The following is a 19,539-nucleotide window of genomic DNA, read 5'->3' as shown; positions in this document are numbered from 1 at the left end:
GGCGCGGCGGATGGGCCAAACGGGTCGGGCCCGGAAGCGGCTGCTTCCGGGCCCGGCGCGTGTGCGTGCGGTGGTGCGCTACTGGGTGGCGTTCTCACCGCGGTAGTACTCGAACACCCAGCCGAAGAGTCCGATGAGGACGATCGGTGCCGAGAAGTACAGCAGCCACCAGCCGAAGATGACGCCCATGAAGGCGAGCGCGGAACCGATGGCCAGCGAGAGCGGCTGCCAGCTGTGCGGGCTGAAGAAGCCCAGCTCCCCGGCGTCGTCCGCGACATCGGCGTCCAGGTTGTCCTGGGCGCCGGTGTCCACGCGGCGGGCCGTGAAGGCCAGGTAGAAGCCGACCATGACGGTCAGGCCGAAGGAGAGGAAGAGCGCCGTGGTGCCGACCGGCTCCCTCGACCACAGGCCGTAGACCACCGTGACGACCAGGAAGAAGAGCGACAGCCAGAGGAAGACGTGTCCCTGGATCTTCACTTCGCGGCCTCCTTGTCACCGGCGAGGGCCTTGCCGGCCACCGCTTCCCGGGCTTCGAGTGCGTCGATCTCGGCGATCTCCGGGTGGTGCAGGTCGAAGGCCGGGGATTCGGAGCGGATCCGCGGCAGGCTGAGGAAGTTGTGCCGCGGGGGCGGGCAGGACGTCGCCCATTCGAGCGAACGGCCGTAGCCCCAGGGGTCGTCGACCTCGACCTTCGGCGCGTACTTGGCGGTCTTCCAGACGTTGTAGAAGAACGGCAGGAGCGACAGGCCGAGCAGGAACGAGGCGATCGTCGAGACCGTGTTCAGCGCGGTGAAGCCGTCCGCGGCGAGGTAGTCCGCGTAACGCCGCGGCATGCCCTCCACGCCCAGCCAGTGCTGCACCAGGAACGTGCCGTGGAAGCCCACGAACAGCGTCCAGAAGGTGATCTTGCCGAGCCGCTCGTCCAGCATCTTGCCGGTGAACTTCGGCCACCAGAAGTGGAATCCGGCGAACATCGCGAAGACGACGGTGCCGAAGACCACGTAGTGGAAGTGCGCCACCACGAAGTACGAGTCCGACACGTGGAAGTCCAGCGGCGGCGAGGCCAGGATGACGCCGGTGAGGCCACCGAACACGAAGGTGATCAGGAAGCCGACGGTCCAGAGCATCGGGGTCTCGAAGCTCAGGCTGCCCTTCCACATGGTGCCGATCCAGTTGAAGAACTTCACACCGGTCGGCACCGCGATCAGCAGCGTCATGAAGGAGAAGAACGGGAGCAGGACGCCGCCCGTGACGTACATGTGGTGCGCCCAGACGGTCACCGAGAGGCCCGCGATCGCCATCGTCGCGGCGATCAGGCCGATGTAGCCGAACATCGGCTTCCGGCTGAAGACCGGGATGATCTCCGAGACGATGCCGAAGAACGGCAGCGCGATGATGTACACCTCGGGGTGGCCGAAGAACCAGAAGAGGTGCTGCCACAGCAGCGCCCCGCCGTTGGCCGCGTCGAAGATGTGCGAGCCGAACTGGCGGTCCGCCTCCAGGGCGAACAGCGCGGCGGCCAGCACCGGGAAGACGATGATCGCCAGCACCGCGGTCAGCAGCACGTTCCAGGTGAAGATCGGCATCCGGAACATCGTCATGCCGGGAGCGCGCATGCAGATGATCGTGGTGATGAAGTTGACCGAACCGAGGATCGTGCCGAAGCCGGAGAAGGCCAGGCCCATGATCCACATGTCGCCGCCGACACCCGGCGAGCGGACGGCGTCGGACAGCGGGGTGTAGGCGAACCAGCCGAAGTCCGCGGCGCCCTGCGGGGTGAGGAAACCGGCGACCGCGATCAGCGAGCCGAAGAGGTACAGCCAGTACGCGAACATGTTCAGCCGCGGGAACGCCACGTCGGGCGAGCCGATCTGCAGCGGCATGATCCAGTTGGCGAAACCGGCGAAGAGCGGCGTCGCGAACATCAGCAGCATGATCGTGCCGTGCATCGTGAACGCCTGGTTGAACTGCTCGTTCGAGACCAGCTGCGTACCGGGCCGGGCGAGTTCCGCGCGCATGACGAGCGCCAGGACGCCGCCGACACAGAAGAAGAAGAACGAGGTGACCAGGTAGAGCGTGCCGATCTTCTTGTGGTCGGTGGTCGTCAGCCAGTCGACCACGGCACTCCCGGGTTTCCTGACGCGCACGGGCGGTGCTGCGGCAGCCGTCGCTGCGGCAGCGGCACCCTGGGGTTCGTTGAGGATGCTCATGGGTTGTTCGTCTCCGCGTTCTTGGCGGCATCAGACTGGGTGATACCCGCAGGGATGTAGCCGGTCTGGCCCTTCTCCGCCAGGTCCTTCAGGTGCTGCTGGTAGCGCTCCGGAGAGACGATCTTCACGTTGAAGAGCATCCGGGCGTGGTCGACACCGCACAGCTCGGCGCACTTGCCCATGTAGGTGCCCTCCTTCTCCGGAGTCACCTGGAACTGGTTGGTGTGGCCCGGGATGACGTCCTGCTTCATCAGGAACGGCACCACCCAGAAGGAGTGGATGACGTCCCGCGAGGTCAGGATGAACTTGACCGACTCGCCCTTGGGCAGCCACAGGGTCGGGCCCGGGTTGCCGTTCTGCGGGTTGCGGTCGCCGGGCGTGCCGGCGTCGTAGACGCCCTCGGCGCCCTCGGGGACGCCTTCCAGCTTCTTCTCCGCGATGGAGGAGACCTCCTTGGGCAGCGCCCCGGGCGTCGCCGGGTCGCCGTCCACGTCCTCCATGTAGTTGAAGCCCCAGCTCCACTGGTAGCCCACCACGTTGATGACGTGGTCGGGCTCCTTGGAGGTCTTCAGCAGCTCGCTCTCGTCACGCGCAGTGAAGTAGAAGAGCACGGAGACGATGATCAGCGGGACCACCGTGTAGAGCGCCTCGATCGGCATGTTGTACCGGGTCTGCCGGGGAACCTCGACCTTGGTCCTGGAACGCCGGTGGAAGATGACACTCCACAGGATCAGGCCCCAGACGAGCACGCCCACGGCGAGCGCGGCGGCCCAGGATCCCTGCCACAGGGAGAGGATCCGCGGCGCCTCTTCTGTGATGGGGGTGGGCATTCCGAGGCGGGGGAAGTCCTCGTATGTGCAACCGGTGGCGGTCACCAGGACCAGGCCCGCGGCAAGCGCCTGCGGCAGCTTCCGCCGCATCGGGCGCCGCGACGAGCGGTCGGAGCCGTTGGGACTCACGTAGCGCCTTCCCGAGAGTCTCGCCCGCCGACCTGCGGCCGTCTCTGCGTTCGGTCGCCGGCCCTTGTCGCGGGCAGGGGTTTGGATGTTTATGCGGACCAAACCCTACTGGACGCCATTTCACGTCGCGCGGGGAGGGTGCCCAACGCGCCGCGCGACTCCCAGGAGGTGGGGAACGCGGCCCTCCGCACCCCGTGGGCGGGGGCCTTTCGGGAGGTCGCGGGGCCGGGAACGGCCCTGCCCGGGCGCCTGTACGGGACGGGCGTGTCGGACCCGCCGGGCAGGGGTTAGCGTCGGGGCGTGGCCTACTTCGACTCCGCCTCCTCCGTGCCGCTCCACCCCGTCGCCCGGCAGGCCCTGCTCGCCGCGCTCGACGAGGGCTGGGCCGACCCGGCCCGGCTCCACCGCGAGGGCCGGCGCGCCCGGATGCTGCTCGACGCGGCCCGGGAGACCGCCGCCGAGGCGGCCTGCTGCCGGCCCGACGAACTGGTCTTCACCTCCTCCGGCACCCGGGCGGTGCACGACGGGGTGGCCGGCGCCCTCGCGGGCCGCCGGCGCGCCGGGCGGCATCTGCTCGTCTCGGCCGTGGAACACTCCTGCGTCCTGCAGTCTGCCGCCGCCCACGCCGCGGACGGCGGCACCGTGGAGGAGGTCGGCGTGGACCGGACCGGCCGGGTGGACGCCGGGCGCTACGCCGGGGCGCTGCGCGAGGACACCGCGCTCGCCTGCCTCCAGTCCGCCAACCACGAGGTGGGCACCGAGCAGCCGGTGGCCGAGGTCGCCGAGGCGTGCCGGGACGCCGGGGTGCCGCTGCTCGTGGACGCCGCACAGTCGCTGGCGTGGGGGCCGGTGGACGGCGGCTGGTCGCTGCTGACGGCGAGCGCCCACAAGTGGGGCGGGCCGCCGGGGTCGGGCTGCTGGCCGTACGGAAGGGCGTGCGGTTCGCGCCGCGCGGGCCGGCGGACGAGCGGGAGTCGGGCCGCGCCCCGGGCTTCCCGAACATCCCGGCGGTGCTGGCCGCGGCCGCTTCGCTCCGCGCCGTGCGGCAGGAGGCGGAGGGGGAGGCGGCGCGGCTGCGGGCCCTGGTGGACCGGATCCGGGCGCGGGTGCCGGAACTGGTGCCGGATGTCGAGGTGGTGGGCGATCCGGTGCGGCGGCTGCCGCATCTCGTCACCTTCTCCTGTCTCTATGTCGACGGGGAGGCCCTGCTGCACGGACTGGACCGGCGAGGCTTCTCGGTCTCCTCGGGCTCCTCCTGCACGGCGAGCACTCTGGTGCCCAGTCATGTGCTCCGCGCCATGGGGGTGCTGTCCGAGGGCAACGTCCGGGTGTCCCTGCCGGCCGGGACCGCCGCGGAGGACGTCGAGCGGTTCCTCGCCGTCCTGCCGGAGACGGTGGGCGAGGGGCCGGCGGCTGGGCGCCCTGCCGGGGAGGAGGCCGCGGGCCCGGCGGGCGCCGGGCGGGGGCGGCCGGTGCCGCTTCCGTCGCGGGGCCGGACGCCGCGTCCGCCGCCTCCCCCGGCGTTCCGGCGCCGGAGCGGGCCGCGGCAGAGCGGGCCGAGCCCGCGGAAGGAGCCGCTCCGGAAGCGGCCGGAGCGGAGGGGCCCGGTGCCGAAGAGCCCGCGCTGACCGTGGACGCGCTGGGACGGCGGTGCCCGATCCCGGTGATCGAGCTCGCCAAGGTCATCGGGGAGGTCCCGGACGGCGCGCTGGTCGCCGTCCTGGCCGACGACGAGGCCGCGCGCCTGGACATCCCGGCCTGGTGCGCCATGCGGAACCAGGAGTACGCGGGCGAACGCCCGGCGGAGCGCGGTGCGGTGTACCTGGTGCGCCGCCGGGCTTAGGACCGGACAGTCCCCGGGGAGCCCGCCGGCTCAGGTCAGGTGGGCCCGGACCTCGGCCGCGGCCTCGTGGCCGTACGCCTTGGTGAAGCGGTCCATGAAGTGGGCGCGGCGCAGTTCGTACTCCTGGGTGCCGACGGTCTCGATGACGAGGGTCGCCAGCATGCAGCCGATCTGGGCGGCGCGCTCCAGGCCGACGCCCCAGGCGACGCCCGCCAGGAAGCCGGCGCGGAAGGCGTCGCCGACGCCGGTCGGGTCGGCCTTGGTCTCCTCCTCGGCGGTGCCGACCTCGATCGGCTCCTCCCCGCTCCGCTCGATCCGCACGCCGTTGGCCCCGAGGGTGGTGACACGGGTGCCGACCCGGCCCAGGATCTCCTCGGAGGTCCAGCCGGTCTTGGACTCGATGAGCCCCTTCTCGTACTCGTTGGCGAAGAGATAGGTGGCGCCGTCGAGGAGTATCCGGATGTCCTCGCCGGTCATCCGGGCGATCTGCTGGGAGAAGTCGGCGGCGAAGGGGATGTTCCGGGTCCGGCACTCCTCGGTGTGGCGGAGCATCGCCTCCGGGTCGTTCGCGCCGATGAGGACGAGGTCCAGCCCTCCGACCCGGTCGGCGACCGACTTCAGCTCGATCAGGCGGGCCTCGCTCATCGCGCCCGTGTAGAAGGAGCCGATCTGGTTGTGGTCGGTGTCCGTGGTGCAGACGAAGCGGGCGGTGTGCAGCATCTCGGAGATCCGCACCGAGCCGGTGTCCACGCCGTGCCGCTCCAGCCAGGCGCGGTACTCGTCGAAGTCCGGTCCGGCGGCGCCGACCAGGACGGGGCGGACTCCGAGCTGCCCCATGCCGAAGGAGATGTTGGCGCCGACTCCGCCGCGCCGCACCTCCAGGGCGTCGACCAGGAAGGAGAGCGAGACCGTGTGGAGCTGGTCGGCGACGAGCTGGTCGGCGAAGCGGCCGGGGAAGGTCATCAGATGGTCGGTGGCGATGGAGCCGGTGACAGCGATACGCACGGCTGGCTTCTCCTGCGGGCGGCGGAAGGGGACGGTTCACGCTACCCGGTCCGGGCGGCGCCTCCGACCGGTGAAAACTACCCGATAGTAGAGCTTTCTTCGCCCGGGTCCGGATGCATACGGTGCGAGGAGACAGGCGTTCCGCCTGTGCGGTTCCCAGCCCGGCCCAGGAGTCGTCATGCCGATCACACCGCACCACTCCGGATCCCCCGCGCTGCCGGTCACCACCGACCCCACGCCGCTGGAGCTGGACGGCGGACTGGCCGAACTCCGCGGCGACTGCTCGCGGATGGCCCCGCACTGGCGGGCGTGCGCCGCGGCGCACGCCGAGCCCGTACCGCCGTCGCGGATCCACGGTGTCCGGGTCCCCGCCTCCTCCGCGCGGCTTCTGGACGGAATGTCGGAGTACGGCGACTGAGCCCGTCCGGATAGCGGAATCCCCGCACCCGAAAGGGGGAACCGTACGCTCCTCCGCTCCGTCCCATCGGCGTGTCCCGGTCAAGGGGCGCGAGAGGGACCGATACGCGGACCGGCGCGCGCCGCCGTCCCGCGTCGAGCGGAGCGATAGGAGCGATGCGGTGAGCACCCAGCGACCTCCGGAGGACGCACCGGAGCAGCACGCCCCGGACAGGCCGCGGCAGCGGCGTTCCACGATCATCGCCGCGTCGGTCGCGGTGGCGGTGCTGCTCGCCGGCGGTGGCGGGGCGTACTGGGCCTCCACCGCGGGCGACGGCGGTTCGGCGCCCGCGGCGGGCGATCCCCCGCCCCTGCGGCTGGACGGATACGGCGGAGCGGCGGAGGGCCCGGGGGTCGCCCCCGGCGAACCGGACCCCGCCGGCCGCACCTACGTCGCGGAGGGCGAGCTTCCGGACGGCCCGGACGCCGCCCCCGTGCACCATCCCCGGGGCGAGGTCGGCCGCGCCGCCGCCGAGCGGCTGGCGCGGGCCCTGGACGTGCCGGGTCCGGCGCGACTGGCCGGTGACACCTGGAAGTTCGGTCCGCTCCGGGACGCGGCGGGCCCGAAGCTGGACGTCGCCAGGAACGCTCCCGGCACCTGGACGTACCAGCGCTTCGGCCCGGGCGGCAGCGACGACTGCGCGGAGCCGCCGGCCGGGCCGGAGAAGGAGGAGAAGGACGGGCCCGGGAAGGGGTCCGGCTCGGACAGCTCCTCCTCGTCCACGAAGTGCCCCCTGCCGCCGGACGGTCCCGCCGAGGGCAAGCCCGTCTCCGAGGCGGAGGCGAAGCGCGCCGCCGGGCCCGTACTGAAGGCCGCCGGCCTGGCGGACGCCGCTCTGGACGCCGGTACGGCCATGGGCGCCGTACGGGTGGTGAACGCCGACCCGGTGGTGGACGGTCTGCCCACCTACGGCTGGCACACCGGCCTGCGGATCGGGCCGGGGGGTGATGTGGTCGGCGGCAGCGGGCATCTGGCGGAGCTCGAGAAGGGCCCCGAGTATCCGGTGCTGGGCGCGGAGGAGGCACTGGAGCGGCTCAACAGGTCCGCCGGCGGCGGACGGGTCGGCATCGGCGGCTGCGCCTCGGCGGTGCCGCACGCGGACGGCTCCGAACCGGGGAGCCCGTCCTGCGGGGAGCCCGCCACCGCGCCGAGCACCCTGCCCGCGCCGGTCCGGTCCGGGCAGGACGATCCCGCACAGGACGGCCCAGCCCGGGAGGGTTCCGGCGGACAGGACACCGAGCGGAGCGAGCCGGGCCGGACCACCCCGGCGAAGCCCGAGCCGGCCACGGTACGGAAGGCCGTCTTCGGCTACGCGGCGCATTTCGTGGCCGGGAAGCAGGCCCTGGTGCCCGCCTGGCTGTTCGCCGTGGAGGCGCCGGGCGCGGGCGAGGGGGACACCTTCACGGTGACCTATCCGGCGGTGAAGCCGGAGCACATCGCGGGGAACGGCGGCTCGTCCGCCCCCGGGGACCGGCCGACCTCCGGGCCCGCCGAGCCGGGCGAGCCGGGCGGCGACAAGGCCCTGACCCGGGTGGAGACCTACAGTGCGGACGGCCGGAAGCTGACGGTCCGTTTCTGGGGCGGGGTCTGCACCGACTACGAACTGTCGGCCGAGAGCACCGAGCAGCGGGTCACCGTCCGGATCACCGGCACCGAGAAGGAACCGGGCCGCGCCTGCGTCAAGATGGCGAAGATGATGAAGGAGACGGTGGAGCTCAAGGAGCCGCTGGGCGACCGCCGGGTCGTGGACGCCGCGGACGGCGAGCGCGTCCCGCGGGAGAAGTGAGCGGCCCCGGCCTCCCGCGGCGGGAACGGCCGGGCACGCCGGAGGCGGCGGACCGTGCGGTCCGCCGCCTCCGGTATGTCCCGCGTCCGGCCGGCCGGGTCAGCTGAACGAGTCGCCGCAGGCGCAGGAACCGGTGGCGTTGGGGTTGTCGATGGTGAAGCCCTGCTTCTCGATGGTGTCGACGAAGTCGATGGAGGCACCGCCCAGGTAGGGAGCGCTCATCCGGTCGGTGACGACCTTGACCCCGTCGAAGTCCTTCACGACGTCGCCGTCGAGGGAACGCTCGTCGAAGAAGAGCTGGTAGCGGAGACCGGAACAGCCCCCGGGCTGCACCGCGACCCGCAGCGCGAGGTCGTCGCGGCCCTCCTGCTCCAGCAGCGCCTTGACCTTGCTCGCGGCCGCGTCGGACAGGAGGATGCCGTCACTCGCGGTGGTCTTCTCGTCCTGAACGGACATCTGCTTCTCTCCCGGGTTGTACGGATCGCTTGCCGTCGGCTCAACCCACGGCGCCCCGGATTCATTCCGGGCGGCGGTATCGCCATCACTTCCGCTGTTCATGCTCGCACACCCGCCCGGAAGGAGACAGTTCCGGCCGGGCCCGCCCGCCGGACGGATGCGTCACATCGACACAAGCGCCATCGTCAACGTGACGTGAAGCGGTTATGATAGATAGCGTCATTCAGACGAAAAGGGTGTCTGCAGAACAGGAAAAGGTGCGTGCAGTGACCACCGCCCAGCCTCTCGACGTGTCTCCGACACCGCTCGCTCTCCTCCTGCTCGGCCGCGAGGCCGATCCCGGGAGCGAACGCGGTGTGGAATGCCCCGGCGATCTGCCCGCGCCGTCCGACCCGGACCTCGTGGCCCGCGCCGCGGCGGCCAAGGCGAAGCTCGGGGACAAGGTCTTCGTCCTCGGCCACCACTACCAGCGGGACGAGGTCATCCAGTTCGCCGATGTGACCGGTGACTCCTTCAAGCTCGCCCGGGAGGCCGCCGCACGGCCACAGGCCGAGTACATCGTCTTCTGCGGCGTGCACTTCATGGCCGAGTCCGCGGACATCCTCACCGGCGACGCCCAGCAGGTCGTCCTCCCCGACCTCGCCGCGGGCTGCTCGATGGCCGACATGGCCGGCGCCGAGCAGGTCGCCGAGTGCTGGGACGTGCTGACCGACGCGGGCATAGCCGGCTCGACCGTGCCCGTCTCGTACATGAACTCCTCCGCCGACATCAAGGCCTTCACCGGGCGCAACGGCGGCACGATCTGCACCTCCTCCAACGCCAGGCGGGCACTCGACTGGGCGTTCGAGCAGGGCGAGCGGGTGCTCTTCCTCCCCGACCAGCACCTCGGCCGCAACACCGCCGTACGCGACCTGGGCCTGTCCCTCGACGACTGCGTGGTCTACAACCCGCACAAGCCGAACGGCGGGCTGACCACCGAGGAGCTGCGCTCCGCGAAGATGATCCTGTGGCGCGGGCACTGCTCGGTGCACGGCCGCTTCTCGCTGGACTCGGTCAACGAGGTGCGCGAGCGGGTTCCGGGCGTCAATGTCCTGGTGCACCCGGAGTGCCGCCACGAGGTCGTCGCCGCGGCCGACTACGTCGGGTCGACGGAGTACATCATCAAGACCCTGGAGGCCGCGCCCGCCGGGTCGAAGTGGGCGATCGGCACGGAGCTCAACCTCGTCCGCCGGCTGGCGAACCGTTTCGCCGCCGAGGACAAGCAGATCTCCTTCCTCGACAAGACGGTCTGCTTCTGTTCGACGATGAACCGGATCGATCTGCCGCACCTGGTCTGGGCCCTGGAGTCACTGGCGGACGGCAGGGTCGTCAACCGCATCCAGGTGGACCCGGAGACGGAGAAGTACGCGAAGGTCGCGCTGGAGCGGATGCTCGCCCTGCCGTAACCACGGCCCGAAGGCGAGCGGGCGGCCCGCCCCGCACCAGGACGGTGCGGGGCGGGCCTCTCGCCGTGCGGGCTCCCGCCGTGCGCGTCAGACGCCGGCCGGCTCGGCCTCCCGGGCACCGTCCGGCGAGCCGGACTCCCCCGCCGGGCCCTCACCGGACCGCTCCCGCTTGGCGGCCCGCTTCGCCGCGCGGCGCTCCTTGCGGAGCTCGACCATCGCGTAGAGCGTCGGCACCAGCAGCAGCGTGAGCAGCGTCGAGGTGACCAGGCCGCCGATCACCACCACGGCCAGCGGCTGCGAGATGAACCCGCCGTCGCCGGTGACGGCGAGCGCCATCGGCAGCAGGGCGAAGATCGTGGCGAGGGCCGTCATCAGGATGGGCCGCAGCCGGTGCCGGCCGCCCTCGATCACCGCCTCGACGATCCCGTACCCCTGGGCCCGGTACTGGTTGACGAGGTCGATCAGCACGATGGCGTTGGTGACCACGATGCCGATCAGCATCAGCATGCCGATCAGCGCCGGGACGCCCATCGGGGTGCCGGTCAGCACCAGCAGGCCCAGCGCGCCGGTGGCCGCGAACGGGACGGACACCAGCAGGATCAGCGGCTGGACCAGCGACTTGAAGGTCGCCACCAGCAGCATGAAGACGATGGCGATGGCCGCCAGCATGGCCAGCCCCAGCGCGGAGAACGCCTCGTCCTGGTCCTGCGAGACGCCGCCGATCTCGGCCTCGGCGCCCTCGGGCAGGTCCAGGGCGTCGATCGTCGTCCGGAGTTCGGCGCTCACCGCCCCGGTGTTGTCCCCGGCCGGCTTGGCGGTGACGGTCGCGGCGCGGGCGCCGTCGATCCGGGTGGTGCTCACGGGTCCGGGCACCGACTCGATCTCCGCGACCTCCGCGAGCCGCACGGGGCCCGCCGGGGTGGGCAGTCGCAGCTCGCGCAGCCCGGCCTCGGTGGTGACGGGCCGCGCGGACTTCACCACGACCTCGCGCTCGGCGTTGCCCAGCACCGCCGTGCCCGCGGTGGTGCCGCGGACGGCCTGGGTCACGGCCTGGCCGAGGGCGCTCTCCGTGAAGCCGTACCGGGCGGCCTCCGGCTTGGCCGAGACGGAGATCCGGGGCACCGACCGCGACAGGTCGCTCTGGACGTCCGTGACGCCGTCGAGCTCCGCCACCGCGTCGCGCACCCGGTCGGCCGCCTCACGCAGCACCTCGGCGTCGGCCGCCTTGACGACGACGCTCAGGTTCTGGTTGCCGAAGCCGTCTCCGGCGGAGACGGTGGTCTCCCCGATGTCCTCGCCGAGGCCGGCCAGGCCGTCCCGGATCCTGTCCACGACGGCGGCGGAACCGTCCGAGTCCTTCAGCCGGATCTGGTACGTCGCCTGGTTGGCGTCCCGGCCGCCGCCGAAGGCCGCCATGATGCCGGAGGAGCCGACGGTGACCTGGTGGTCGGCGACCCCCTCGATGCCGTCGAGCATCCGCTCGATCTTCGCGGCGGCCTCGTCCGAGGCGGAGAGGCCGGTGCCGGGCGGCAGTTCCTGCTTGATGGAGACGGTGTCGGTGGCCCCGGGGTCGAAGAAGTTGGTCTTGAGCAGCGGCGTGATGCCGAAGGTGCCGGCGAGCACCGCCGCGGCGATGAGCAGGCTGGTGACCCGGCGGCGGGTGGCGAAGCGCAGCACCGGCACATAGGCGCGCTGCAGCGGGCTGCCCGCCTCCTTCTCCTCGGCCTCGCGGCGCAGCTTCTCCGGGTCGGTCGTATCGCCGTCCGCGGCCCCGGGGGCGCGGAGGAACCAGTACGAGAGCACCGGCACGATCGTCAGCGAGACGAGCAGCGAGGCGAGCAGGGCGACCGTCACGGTCAGCGAGAACTCGCCGAACAGCGCGCCGACCATGCCGCCGACCAGCCCGACCGGGAGGAAGACCGCCACGGTGGTGAGGGTCGAGGAGGTGATGGCCCCCGACACCTCGCGGACGGCGCCGAGGATGGCCCGCTGCCGTTCCTCGCCGTAGCCCAGGTGCCGCTTGATGTTCTCCAGGACGACGATCGAGTCGTCGACGACCCGGCCGACGGCGATGGTCAGCGCGCCCAGCGTGAGCATGTTGAGCGACAGGTCGCCGGACCAGAGCACCACCAGGGTGACCACCACGGAGAGCGGGATGGACACCGCCGTCACCAGCGTCGAGCGCAGCGACACCAGGAAGACGAGGATGACGATCACGGCCATGACGAGGCCGAGGAGCCCCTCGGTGGTCAGGCTCTCGATCGACTTGGAGACCGCGGGCCCCTGGTCGCTGACGACGGTCAGCCCGGCCCCGGAACCGAGGCTCCGCTCCAGCTCGGGCAGCTTCTCGGCGACGGCCTCGGAGATGGCGACGGCGCTGCCGTCCTGGCCCATGGTGAGGACGACGCCGAGACTGGGCTCGCCGTTGGTGCGGGTGAGCGAGGTGGCTTCGTCCGGCCGCTCCTCGACCTCCGCGACGTCACCGAGACGGACGGGCTTCGCGGCCCGTTCCGCTCCGGCGGCGCCCGCGGCCCCCGCCGCGGCCGGGCCGCTCGGCTCGCCCGCCGCCGGGGTGAGGCGCAGGTCCTCGATCTCCTTCGGGCTCGTATAGCCGCCGCCGACGCGCACCGTGCGGTTCCGGCCGTCCTCGTCGAAGGACCCGGCGGGCATCGTGGCGCCGTTCGCCTGCAGCGCCTGGGTCAGCGCCGCGGTGCTCAGCCCGGCCCGGGCGAGTTTCCTCTCGTCCGGGGTGACGGCGACGATCCGGTCGCGCACGCCCTCCAGGGTGACCTGGCCGACGCCCTCGATGTCCGACAGCACGGGCAGCACCGAGCGCTCCAGGCGGCCGGCCAGCGCCTGCTGGTCCTCCTCGCCGGAGGTGGCGGCGAGCACGACGGCCGGGATGTCGTCCGTGGAGCCCGCGACGACCTGCGGGTCGACGCCGTCCGGCAGCTGTGAGCGGGCCCGGTTCACGGCCTGCTGGACGTCGGCGACGATCCGGTCCGTGCCGTCCCCGTAGTCGAACTGCGCCATGATCACCGCGGAGCCCTCGCCCGCCGTGGAGGTGACGCCGGTGATCCCGTCGACCGCCTGGACGCCGTCCTCCAGCGGGACGACGACCTGCTTCTCCACCACATCGGGGGCCGCACCCGGATACGGGGCGATCACCGACACCATCGGCAGTTCGATCGAGGGCAGCAGCTGCTGCTTGAGCTGGGGTATCGCGATGGCCCCGAAGACCACCGCGACGATCGCCATGAGGGCGACCAGGCCCCGTTGGACGAGGCTGATACGGGACAGCCAGGACATGGGTGCGGGTCTCGCTTTCCGGAGGTTCGTCGGATCCGGCCCCCGGGGGCACGTCCCGGGAGGGCACGCCGGACGGCGCCGGACGGGCACGGCCGGCCGGCGGAAGGGGCCTGGGGCCCGCCCCTACGATCCCCCACGCCGGCGGCGGCTTCCTCAGCCCCCCGGGCGGTTCCGCGGGCGGCGCGTACCACGGACGCAGTACGCGCCGCGCACCCCCGGCTACACCCTCGGCCGTACCAGGCCCGACTCGTAGGCGATCACGACCAGTTGGGCCCGGTCGCGGGCGCCGAGCTTGGCCATCGCCCGGTTGACATGGGTCTTCACGGTCAGCGGGGAGACGGTGAGGCGCTCGGCGATCTCGCCGTTCGAGAGCCCCGCCGCGACCAGGCCCAGCACCTCCCGCTCCCGGCCGGTGAGGACGTCCAGCCGGCCGGCGCCGTCGCCCCGCTCGTCGCCGCCGTCACCGCCGCCGGCGGACGGTTCGCCGGGGGGCGCGCCCTGGGAGAGGAAGGAGGCGATGAGCGCGGTGGTCGCCGCCGGCGACAGCAGCGACTCCCCCGCCGCGACGGTACGGATCGCGGCCAGCAGCTCCCCCGGTTCCGCGCCCTTGCCGAGGAACCCGGAGGCGCCCGCCCGGAGCGACTCCACCACGTACTCGTCCACCTCGAACGTCGTCAGCATCACCACCCGCACCCCGGACAGCTCCGGATCGGCGCTGATCAGGCGGGTGGCGGCGAGTCCGTCGGTGCCGGGCATCCGGATGTCCATGAGCACGATGTCGGCCCGGCGCTCCCCGGCCAGCCGGACGGCCTCCGCGCCGTCGGACGCCTCGCCCACGACCTCCATGCCGGGCTCGGAGTCGACGAGGATCCGGAAGGCGCTGCGCAGCAGGGCCTGGTCGTCGGCGAGCAGCACACGGATGGTCACAACGCTCCCTCTCTCCGCCGCGCGACCCGGCAGGCGGCATCGGCGGACGCCTTCGCCGCGGCGTCCGCGGCGGCTATCCCGTCGGCGGTGAGCGGCAGGCGTACGTGGACCCGGAAGCCGCCCCCGCGGCGCGGGCCCGTCTCGCACACCCCGCCGAGCGCCGCCACCCGCTCCCGCATCCCGAGCAGGCCGTGACCGCCGGGGGGACCGGAGGCGGCGGACTCACCGCCGCCCGGGTCCGGCGAGCGCCCGTGCGGCGCCCCGCGGTCCGGTCCGCGCTGCGGGCCCGGCCGGCCGCCCGGATCCTCCCCGCCGGGGGCCGCGGCAGCGGCGGCGCCCGCCCCGTCGTCGAGGACGCTGACCTCCAGGACCCCCGCGCCCCGTGCTATCCGGACCAGGGCGGCGGCGCCCTCGCCCGCGTGCTTGTGCGTATTGGTCAGCGCCTCCTGCACCACCCGGTACGCCGTGAGGTCCACCGTCGCGGGCAGCTCCCCGGTCACGGCCGCGGCCTGCTCCGCGCGGCGGCTGAACCAGGGGCCGCGCGGCTCGGTGGAGGACACCTCCACCTCCACCGGCAGCCCCGTCCGGGCGAAGCCGCCGACGAGCTGGTCCAGCACGCCCAGGCCGGGGGCGGGCTCGGTCGGGGCCTCCGGGTCGCCGTACTGCCGGAGCAGGCCGACGGTGGTGCGCAGCTCGTTCAGCGCCGAGCGGCTCGCCTCCCGCACATGGGCCAGCGCCTCCTTGGCCTGGTCGGGGCGGCTGTCCATGACGTGCGCGGCGACCCCCGCCTGCACATTGACCAGGGCGATGTGGTGGGCGACCACGTCGTGCAGCTCACGGGCGATCCGCATGCGCTCCTCGGCCACCCGGCGGCGGGCCTCCTCCTCGCGGGTCCGCTCCGCCCGTTCGGCGCGCTCCCGGATGGCGTCGACGAACGCGCGGCGGCTGCGAACGGCGTCACCGGCGGCCGCGGCCATGCCCATCCAGGCGGAGAGGGCCAGATTCTGCTGCCCGTACCAGGGGCGCGGGCCGAACAGCGCGGCCGCCGTGGTGAGCGCGACGACGGCCACGGCCCCGGCCCGCCAGGTCGTCGAACGGTCGGTGCGGGAGCCGACGGTGTAGAGGGCGACGGCCGCGGCCAGCGCGACCGGTGTGCCCTCCTCGCCGGGTCCGGTGACCAGTTCGAGAAGTGTGAGCGCGCCGGTGCAGACGAGGACCCGGGCCGGCATCCGGCGGCGCAGGATCAGCGCCGAGCAGGCGAGCACCGCGATGACGACGCTGGAGGGCTCGGGGGTGCGCTCCCAGAACCGGGGCTGCCCGTACGGCTTGTGGCCCACCGCCAGGCTGACGAGGACCAGGACGAGCAGGACGCCGGCGAGCACGGCGTCGACCGCGAGGGGGTGCGAGCGCAGCCAGCGCTGCGAGCGGGCCATGCCCGGACCGGCGGCGAGGGTTGTCACGACAGGAACGGTACGGGGTCCGGCGGCTGCCCGTGACCGGACCGGCCCCGGTACCCGTACCGGGGCGGACGGGCCCGGGCGGCCTCCGGGGACCCGCCCTCAGCTCGGGATGAGCCCTTCGTCGCCCAGCATCTCCCGGACCTCGTCCAGGGTGGCGTCGGGCGACGGAAGGATCAGCTCGGAGGGTTCCAGGGCGTCGTCCGGCAGGGGTTCGCCGAACTCCCGCACGGCGTCGAGCAGCGCGTGGAGGGTGCGGCGGAAGCCCGGTTCGTCGCCGCCCTCCATCTCCGCGAGCAGCTCGTCGTCCAGCTTGTCGAGCTCGGCGAAGTGGCTGTCGGCCAGCCTCACCTGCCCCTCCCCCATGATCCGTACGATCACGACGACCTCCTCTGCCGCTGCCACTGCCGGCCCGCCGGGGCCGGTCCCGGTCTCCGGATGCCCGGTGCCGTGCTGCCTGCTGCCGTACCGCGGTCACTGCTGCTGCCGGGTGCCGAGCCGCCCGGCGCCCTGCCGTCCCGCCGTTCCGCCGCCCCGACGCCCTGCTGTCAGTGCTTGCCGAAGTCCGGCGGGGTCTGCTGCTGATTCTGCGGCTGCTGGGCCTGCGGCGCCTGCTGGGGCGGCTGTTCCTGCGGCTGCTGCGCGCTGCCGCCCTCGATGGCCTGCTGCTGGGTGCTGCCGCCGGCCAGCTCCGCCTTCATCCGCTGGAGCTCCAGCTCGACGTCCGTGCCGCCGGAGAGCCGGTCCAGCTCGGCCGCGATGTCGTCCTTCGCCATGCCCGTCGGGTCGTCGAGCGCCCCGGAGGCCATCAGCTCGTCGATCGCGCCGGCCCGCGCCTGGAGCTGCGCGGTCTTGTCCTCGGCGCGCTGGATCGCCAGGCCGACATCGCCCATCTCCTCGGAGATGCCGGAGAACGCCTCCCCGATCCGGGTCTGCGCCTGGGCGGCGGTGTAGGTGGCCTTGATGGTCTCCTTCTTCGTACGGAAGGCGTCGACCTTGGCCTGCAGCCGCTGGGCGGCGAGGGTCAGCTTCTCCTCCTCGCTCTGCAGGGTCTGGTGCTGGGTCTCCAGGTCCGTCACCTGCTGCTGGAGCGCGGCCCGGCGGGACAGCGCCTCGCGGGCGAGGTCCTCCCGGCCGAGGGCGAGCGCCTTGCGGCCCTGGTCCTCCAGCTTGCTCGACTGGCTCTGCAACTGGCCCAGCTGGAGCTCCAGCCGCTTGCGGGAGGTGGCGACGTCCGCGACGCCGCGGCGGACCTTCTGCAGCAGCTCGAGCTGCTTCTGGTACGAGTAGTCGAGGGTCTCGCGCGGGTCCTCCGCCCGGTCCAGGGCCTTGTTGGCCTTCGCGCGGAACAACATCCCCATCCGCTTCATGACACCGCTCATGGGTCTCGCGCGCCCCCTTCTCCGGGCTCGTCCTCGGGCAGTCCTCGGACCCACAGTAAGGGCCCTGCTTCCATTACCGCACTGATCGGCCGCGGATGCGCTCCTCCTGCAGGACGATCACGCGACGGCCTTCTCCGGCGCAGGGAGTAGGCCGGGGCCCCAAGGGTCTGGTACCCCGTCCGGACCCGTCCCATGGGACCGGTCCGGCATCCCGGCTCTCCCGCGGTCCGGAACCGGCTCCGGCGACCCCGCGGAACCGGCCGGGGACCGACCGTTGCGGGATCGTGCCCGGTACGGGCTGTGGCCCGGCCCGTGAGACCCCGTACCCTTGGGTTTCGTGTTCCGTAGCCGTTCCAAGGATGAGCAGGCCGCCACCCCCCGGGTGGCCGCGAGCTCCAAGCAGCCCCGCGACCCGCAGGCCCCCAAGGGCCGGCCCACGCCCAAGCGCGCGGTCGCCCAGTCGCAGCGCCGCACCGTGGCCGCGACGCCGGCCAACCGCAAGGAGGCCTCCAAGCGCGCCCGCGAGGCCCGCCGCGCGGACCTCGCCCGGCAGCGCGAAGCCCTCGCCAGCGGTGACGAGCGCTATCTGCCGGCCCGGGACAAGGGCCCGGTCCGGCGCTTCGCCCGCGACTTCGTCGACTCCCGGTTCTGCGTCGCGGAGTTCTTCCTGCCGCTGGCGGTGATCATCCTCATTCTGAGCATGCTCCCGTCGATGCAGGTCAAGAACGCCTCGCTGCTGCTGTGGATGGGCGTCATCGTGATGATCGTGATCGACTCGATCGGCATCGGAGTCCGGCTGCGGAAGCAGCTGGCCGCCCGCTTCCCGGACGAGCCCCGCCGCGGAGCCGTGGCCTACGCCCTGATGCGCACCCTGCAGATGCGGCGGCTCCGGCTGCCCAAGCCGCAGGTCAAGCGCGGAGAGCGGCCCTGAGCACGGACAGTGCCGCGGGGGCGGGCCGGGCGACGGCCGAGACCGATTGGCAGCCCGAGGGGGCGGCGAACTGGCTCGGCGGTCCGGAGGGGATCCGCAACACCGTCCGCCGGGAGCTCGTGGCCCGGCAGCTGGAGGAGCAGATCACCGCGCGCTTCCCGGTCGGGCAGCGGCTCAGGGTGCTCGACGTGGGCCTCGGGCACGGCACGCAGGCGCTGCGGCTGGCCCGGGCGGGCCACCGGATCACCGGTCTGGAGTCCCACGCGCCGCTGATCAAGGCCGTGCGCACCGCGCTGGCCGCCGAACCCGAGGGCATACGCGAGCGGTTCAGGCTGATCGAGGGCGACAGCCGCGAGACGGGCGTGCACTTCCTGCCCGGCAGCTTCGACGTGGTGCTCTGCCACGGGGTGCTGATGTACACGGAGCAGCCCGATCCATTACTCGCCGGCCTCGCCCGGGTGCTGGCACCCGGCGGCCTGCTGTCGCTGCTCGTACGGAACGCCGACGCGCTGGCCATGCGCCCGGGGCTGGCGGGCGACTGGGAGACCGCGCTCTCCTCCTTCGACTCCACCACCTACGCCACCCGGGCCGGCCGCACCGCCCGCGCCGACCGGCTCGACGCGGTCTCCGCCACGCTCTCCGGGATCGGGGCCCCGCTGCACGCCTGGTACGGGGTGCGGGTGCTCACCGACCAGGTGGCCGACAACGCGCATCCGGGCAGCGTGCGTGAGCTGGAACTGATGCTGGCCGCCGAGGACCGGGCGGGGCGCACCGACCCCTACCGCTCGGTGGCGGCGCTGCTGCACGTGTGCGGGGTACGGGGAGCGCCGGGGGAAGCGGTGGCGGACGCGTAGTCCGCGCGGGGTGACGGGGCCGCCGGTGCGGCTGTTCTTCGTTCTTCCGGAGCCGTTGTTCCTGCGGAGCCGTTCCCGGAGACCCGGCTTGTTACAACCTCGCCCGGTGCGGGCTCCCGGATGACGGAGCGGGCGGGCCGGTACGTCGGCGCCCCGCCCGCCCGCTCCGCCGCGCCGGTTCAGCCCTCGGCGGCGCTGAGGCTCATCGGGCCGTAGATCTCCGTGCCGTCCTCGAAGAGGGTGACCTGCTCGGTGCCGCCCTCCAGGAGTTCCTTCCACACTTCGCCGATCCAGGACTCCGCGTCGCCCTGGGTGCTGAACTCGCCCGGCTCGACCGCGGGTGCCGTCTCCGTCCCGTCGGACTTCTCGAACCGCCACGTCCACGCCATGTACGCCTCCCGGCTGCCGGCTCCTGTGATGAGGTGCTGCGCCCACCCTATGCGGCGGGCGGGCCGGCGCCCTGCCGTGCCCCCGGGCCCGCCGGCCCGGCGCCTCACCCCATCGCGGGACGGCGGGGG

General features: G+C 72.8%; 16 protein-coding genes and 1 pseudogene. 6 read left to right on the top strand and 11 right to left on the bottom strand.

Going from position 1 to position 19,539, the window contains the following annotated elements; translation table 11 throughout:
* Window positions 1-78: 78 nt before the first annotated feature.
* From E4N63_RS24360 to coxB, 3 genes are read right to left on the bottom strand one after another with little or no spacing between them, the layout of a single operon-like run.
* Entirely contained in the window at window positions 79-477 is a 399-nt protein-coding gene (locus tag E4N63_RS24360; RefSeq protein ID WP_125623091.1) for a cytochrome c oxidase subunit 4, read from the bottom strand.
* Window positions 474-2,210, bottom strand: a complete 1,737-nt coding sequence (gene ctaD / locus E4N63_RS24355; RefSeq protein WP_230241698.1) for a cytochrome c oxidase subunit I — start codon at window positions 2,208-2,210, stop codon at window positions 474-476. Before ctaD ends, E4N63_RS24360 begins: the two co-directional genes overlap by 4 nt.
* Window positions 2,207-3,169, bottom strand: a complete 963-nt coding sequence (gene coxB, locus E4N63_RS24350; RefSeq protein ID WP_019709409.1) for a cytochrome c oxidase subunit II — start codon at window positions 3,167-3,169, stop codon at window positions 2,207-2,209. Before coxB ends, ctaD begins: the two co-directional genes overlap by 4 nt.
* A gap of 300 nt (window positions 3,170-3,469) precedes the next feature.
* Between coxB and E4N63_RS24340 the strand changes: the two are divergent.
* Window positions 3,470-5,012: pseudogene (locus E4N63_RS24340) on the top strand (cysteine desulfurase/sulfurtransferase TusA family protein).
* A gap of 30 nt (window positions 5,013-5,042) precedes the next feature.
* On the opposite strand, the gene E4N63_RS24335 reads toward E4N63_RS24340, so the two are convergent.
* Window positions 5,043-6,017: a carbohydrate kinase family protein gene (locus tag E4N63_RS24335; protein ID WP_125623088.1), complete on the bottom strand. Its 975-nt coding sequence runs from the start codon at window positions 6,015-6,017 to the stop codon at window positions 5,043-5,045.
* A 178-nt stretch (window positions 6,018-6,195) separates the two neighbouring features.
* On the opposite strand from E4N63_RS24335, the gene E4N63_RS24330 reads away from it, so the two are divergent.
* Both E4N63_RS24330 and E4N63_RS24325 read left to right on the top strand, forming a co-directional pair.
* Window positions 6,196-6,435 (top strand): hypothetical protein, encoded by a 240-nt coding sequence (locus E4N63_RS24330; protein ID WP_230241697.1) that lies wholly within the window; start codon window positions 6,196-6,198, stop codon window positions 6,433-6,435.
* Between the two features lie 160 nt (window positions 6,436-6,595).
* Window positions 6,596-8,260: a hypothetical protein gene (locus E4N63_RS24325; RefSeq protein ID WP_125623086.1), complete on the top strand. Its 1,665-nt coding sequence runs from the start codon at window positions 6,596-6,598 to the stop codon at window positions 8,258-8,260.
* A gap of 99 nt (window positions 8,261-8,359) precedes the next feature.
* On the opposite strand, the gene E4N63_RS24320 is transcribed toward E4N63_RS24325, so the two are convergent.
* Window positions 8,360-8,716 carry an iron-sulfur cluster assembly accessory protein gene (locus tag E4N63_RS24320; protein ID WP_030543065.1) on the bottom strand — a complete coding sequence of 119 codons (357 nt, stop codon included), beginning with the start codon at window positions 8,714-8,716 and terminating at the stop codon, window positions 8,360-8,362.
* Between the two features lie 257 nt (window positions 8,717-8,973).
* On the opposite strand from E4N63_RS24320, the gene nadA reads away from it, so the two are divergent.
* Window positions 8,974-10,161: a quinolinate synthase NadA gene (nadA, locus tag E4N63_RS24315; RefSeq protein WP_125623085.1), complete on the top strand. Its 1,188-nt coding sequence runs from the start codon at window positions 8,974-8,976 to the stop codon at window positions 10,159-10,161.
* A gap of 87 nt (window positions 10,162-10,248) precedes the next feature.
* On the opposite strand, the gene E4N63_RS24310 is transcribed toward nadA, so the two are convergent.
* The 5 genes from E4N63_RS24310 to E4N63_RS24290 form a co-directional block, all read right to left on the bottom strand.
* Window positions 10,249-13,470: an efflux RND transporter permease subunit gene (locus tag E4N63_RS24310; protein WP_230241696.1), complete on the bottom strand. Its 3,222-nt coding sequence runs from the start codon at window positions 13,468-13,470 to the stop codon at window positions 10,249-10,251.
* Between the two features lie 219 nt (window positions 13,471-13,689).
* Complete coding sequence (locus E4N63_RS24305) at window positions 13,690-14,397, bottom strand: response regulator transcription factor (protein ID WP_125623083.1); 708 nt, start codon at window positions 14,395-14,397, stop codon at window positions 13,690-13,692.
* Window positions 14,394-15,857, bottom strand: coding sequence for a sensor histidine kinase (locus tag E4N63_RS24300; RefSeq protein ID WP_374112828.1), 1,464 nt, complete (start codon window positions 15,855-15,857; stop codon window positions 14,394-14,396). Before E4N63_RS24300 ends, E4N63_RS24305 begins: the two co-directional genes overlap by 4 nt.
* 99 nt (window positions 15,858-15,956) lie before the next feature.
* A complete protein-coding gene (locus E4N63_RS24295; protein WP_019709403.1) occupies window positions 15,957-16,235 on the bottom strand; it encodes a hypothetical protein in 279 nt (92 codons plus the stop codon).
* A gap of 167 nt (window positions 16,236-16,402) precedes the next feature.
* Complete coding sequence (locus E4N63_RS24290; RefSeq protein ID WP_125623082.1) at window positions 16,403-17,236, bottom strand: PspA/IM30 family protein; 834 nt, start codon at window positions 17,234-17,236, stop codon at window positions 16,403-16,405.
* A gap of 337 nt (window positions 17,237-17,573) precedes the next feature.
* Between E4N63_RS24290 and E4N63_RS24285 the strand changes: the two genes are divergently transcribed.
* The gene (locus tag E4N63_RS24285) at window positions 17,574-18,167 is read left to right on the top strand and encodes a DUF3043 domain-containing protein (RefSeq protein WP_050364597.1); all 594 of its coding nucleotides are present in this window, start codon (window positions 17,574-17,576) and stop codon (window positions 18,165-18,167) included.
* A gap of 92 nt (window positions 18,168-18,259) precedes the next feature.
* Complete coding sequence (locus E4N63_RS24280) at window positions 18,260-19,021, top strand: bifunctional 2-polyprenyl-6-hydroxyphenol methylase/3-demethylubiquinol 3-O-methyltransferase UbiG (protein ID WP_125623113.1); 762 nt, start codon at window positions 18,260-18,262, stop codon at window positions 19,019-19,021.
* A 179-nt stretch (window positions 19,022-19,200) separates the two neighbouring features.
* Here E4N63_RS24280 and E4N63_RS24275 read toward each other — a convergent pair whose 3' ends face one another.
* Window positions 19,201-19,410: a hypothetical protein gene (locus tag E4N63_RS24275; RefSeq protein ID WP_019709399.1), complete on the bottom strand. Its 210-nt coding sequence runs from the start codon at window positions 19,408-19,410 to the stop codon at window positions 19,201-19,203.
* Window positions 19,411-19,539 lie beyond the last annotated feature (129 nt).

This window comes from Streptomyces sp. MNU89, from assembly GCF_020982505.1.
Lineage (GTDB): Bacteria > Actinomycetota > Actinomycetes > Streptomycetales > Streptomycetaceae > Streptomyces > Streptomyces xinghaiensis.
The sequence above is the reverse complement of the archived record's forward strand: the minus strand, read 5'-3'. Positions and strand labels throughout refer to the sequence as shown.